This is a genomic window from Bacillus sp. 05T31 (assembly GCF_056396725.1).
In genome coordinates, this window is record NZ_JBFTMA010000501.1 from 1 (window position 1) to 3,315 (window position 3,315).

Annotated in this window: 5 protein-coding genes; all 5 read right to left on the minus strand. The window is 33.5% G+C overall.

Translation table 11 applies throughout. The features are described 5' to 3' along the window. Positions 1–82: 82 nt before the first annotated feature. The gene (locus tag AC1DJR_RS22885; RefSeq protein ID WP_477003577.1) at positions 83–718 is read right to left on the minus strand and encodes a hypothetical protein; all 636 of its coding nucleotides are present in this window, start codon (positions 716–718) and stop codon (positions 83–85) included. A gap of 132 nt (positions 719–850) precedes the next feature. Beyond that, positions 851–1,489 (minus strand): VanZ family protein, encoded by a 639-nt coding sequence (locus AC1DJR_RS22890; protein WP_477003578.1) that lies wholly within the window; start codon positions 1,487–1,489, stop codon positions 851–853. 449 nt (positions 1,490–1,938) lie between these two features. Then, a complete protein-coding gene (locus tag AC1DJR_RS22895) occupies positions 1,939–2,310 on the minus strand; it encodes an ATP synthase subunit I (protein ID WP_033708849.1) in 372 nt (123 codons plus the stop codon). A gap of 22 nt (positions 2,311–2,332) precedes the next feature. Further along, the gene (gene pssA, locus AC1DJR_RS22900) at positions 2,333–2,917 is read right to left on the minus strand and encodes a CDP-diacylglycerol--serine O-phosphatidyltransferase (RefSeq protein ID WP_477003579.1); all 585 of its coding nucleotides are present in this window, start codon (positions 2,915–2,917) and stop codon (positions 2,333–2,335) included. After that, positions 2,910–3,315: MarR family winged helix-turn-helix transcriptional regulator (locus AC1DJR_RS22905; protein WP_477003580.1), on the minus strand; the 406-nt coding region annotated here is incomplete at its 5' end. The genes pssA and AC1DJR_RS22905, both read right to left, overlap by 8 nt.

Here is a 3,315-nt window from a genome sequence, read left to right on the forward strand (position 1 = left end):
TTCCCCTACACAAAATTGCTCAACTAACTTTAATTCCTTAGATCCAAAACTTATATAATTAAAACACTCATCATCATTAAATTCATTTTCTTACATCAATAGTTAGCTCATCTGTAATCTGCTCAAGATGGAAAAATCTTTTTATATAATGGATATGTGACCATTTTTCTTCCCCACTAATAATAAATAATTCTTGCGCATCATACATAAATGAAAAGCTTGGATAGAAACTGTCAGCCTTTATTTCAATCTCACAAGTACTATTACTGATAATCTTACAGTCTGCTGAATAGCTTAATAACGTATAGAGAGAATCTTGTGCTGATTGGAAGAAATACTTCATAAGTGTAGTTATATCAGCACTATTAGTAATTAACACGTTAAAAAAGTTCGTATCCCTTTTCTTATTAGTAAAAACCAGCTCAAAATGGAATTTACTCTCTTCTAAAAACCCTTCAATAAAGTCCCTACACAAATAAGTTTCAAATACCATATACATAGGAAGTTTGTTAATTGCACCTATAAATCCTTTAATGATTTTTTCAAATCCTTTATGTTGATTCCAATTCGTTCCCACACCCATCATAATACGGTGATTTAAATAGATAGGATAAGGTGATAACCCTTCATCATTTAACATATACACTCGTTTTCCATCTATATGAAGAGCTGTTTGAGACTCTTTTAGTAAGTATTGAAATAATTGAACATTTAACACATTTACACCTACCTATCATTTAATACATAAACTGTTTCTATTAAGTTAGAAAAGGAGGATGCGCCATTCACATTTTACCGTGTTTGAGCTTGGAGAACTAGAATCATTTTATCATACAAGGACATAATCACCTCACTGAAGGATTACAGGTCTTCCAAATAAAGCTGGATAATAAATTAACATCGCACCTACAAATGAACACACTAAACAAAAAATAGCCTCGTATTTTATGACTAGAGAAGAATTGTTATCAAGCTTTTCTTCCTCTCTTTTAAATATCATTTTAAATAAAGCTCTATATAATAAATACCCAACAATCGCCCCGAGGGTGTTCGTAAATAAATCATCAATATCTGTAATTCTATTATTTAGTAATTGATTTAACTCAATTGCCAATGAAAAAAAGAATCCCGCACATACGGTGTTTTTCAGTTTTCTAAAATGCGGCCAAATAGTCGGTAATAAAAAACCTAACGGCATAAACAGTAAAATGTTCAAAAGATACGTAGTACTACCTGCMGTATCAAATAGAGTCAARTTRATTTGAYTTACACGAATCCACGTTTCATATCKACTTATATCCCATACAGTCGCGATTTGCGTCACCTTATACACTAGCGAAAGGTAGAACAGAAAAACATATACCCATAGAAAATGCCGAATAGATATAGTTCTTTTCGCTTTAAAATAAAATCCAATTTGAAACACAATACAAAAAATAATAGTAAAAAAATACGTATACAAATAACTAATCCAAACTCCTGTATGCATGTAGAATCCCCTAACTTTACATTTTCATCTATGACTTTTTCGTTTTTAGTCTTCTTCTTGATGTAACTCATTTATAGGATAGGAAAAACTTTTAAAATAAAGAGCGGGGTAAACATTAAATTTTTCTTAAATCTTCACATGCAACTCTTGTAGTATTTTCATCAATACAGTATATATAATCATGTGAATCGTTTGTTCAGTTAAAGTCTGACTCAATCAGATATACTTATTCTGACCAGAGGAAAGCAGTAAGCATGAATGAAAAGGTACTTGATGAAATTAGATGCTTCTAATAAAATCGCGAAAGAAACGATTAATGAATTATATTAATTAAGGGATTGCCATATGGCAATCCCTTAATTTTTTTCATACAACACAAAAGCTATCAAAATAGCTACTTTCCTCGCTTTTAAAAACGCCGATTGATGTGCGCTGATTAAAGTTTCACTTTATTCCTTCCCATCTCTCATACTGTAATACCCTAAATTAATAATAATCAAGAAATACCCACCCATAATTCCAGCAGCAAATGTCCACATGAATTCATGGTGTTCAATTTCATACATAATAATCGCGCCGAGTATTGCAGCTGCAAACCGATTCATCATTCCAAGCATCGGTGCTTTTTCTTTTTTTACAATGCTATCTCCAAACTTTTCAATACGCCTTCCTAAAATCCAGGCGCAGTACATACTMACTAAAAGGCCRATGCTTATCCCTACAAACTGGGCTGAAAAAGGTGTCAGCAACCACCCTAATAACATCACGCCTAGCAAACAATAWATTTGTATGTTAAATGATCTTAATGCCATACGAATCATGTTATGCTCCTTATCTTTCTCATTAATCCCATCTTTCGGACTTCAAGCTTTCCGATATATCTTTTTTAAAATGGGGGAATTTGATTTTGCTCACCATTAAATAAGCAAGTACGCATGTGCCAAACGCCACGGAAACTGGATTATTCAWRARGCATAAAATGAGGAGGCACATTGCCGCGAATGGAATTGGCATGCCTATAAATGTCGGGAGTTTGCTTTGCTGCGTGTTAAATCTCGCAAGCCGCAGCATTCCGCAAATACTGTAAGCAAGCGCACATATCATCCCGATAGACTGCAAATCTTTTAACGCGATACTATATGCAAGAATAGAAGGTGCCACACCAAAGGTAACTAAATCCGCAAATGAATCTAGCTCCCCGCCAATTTCCGAAACAGAATCCAGTTTCCTAGCAACCATGCCATCAAAAAAATCAAATAACATWCCTGTAATAATAAAAACTGCCCCCAAATACATATCGTGAACGAGGACAGAGTAAATAGCCAAAAGCCCACATACAAAATTTGCTATCGTAATCATATTTGGTATGTAACTCATAACAGGCTTCTCCTCCTTTCTACTAATTGCTTCATCAAGGTTCTTACTCATTACAATCAAGATCCTTCTGTTTTTCTTCCAATATCACTTTATTTATTTTCGTTAACGTATCCGTCATTTGCTCTAAAGCATTTATGTCGATTTTAGAAAAGTATTTCTCAATTAATACATCATCTAACTCAGACAACCGCTCTATATACTTACTACCGTTTGGACCAAGTGTAAGGAAATACTCCCGTTTATTATTAGGGTTTACTTGTTTCGAAATCATCTTCTGTTTTTCCAATTTCGATAAAACTTGGCTCACAGCACTTTTCGATATATTAAAAGTAGTCGCAATGTGATTTGCTGTCGTRTTTTCATTTAAATTRATATRAAATAGCATGCTCTCTTGCTGCCCTGTAAGACCGAACTCATCCTTTAACTCCTGAAATAGTAAAATGTAGAAT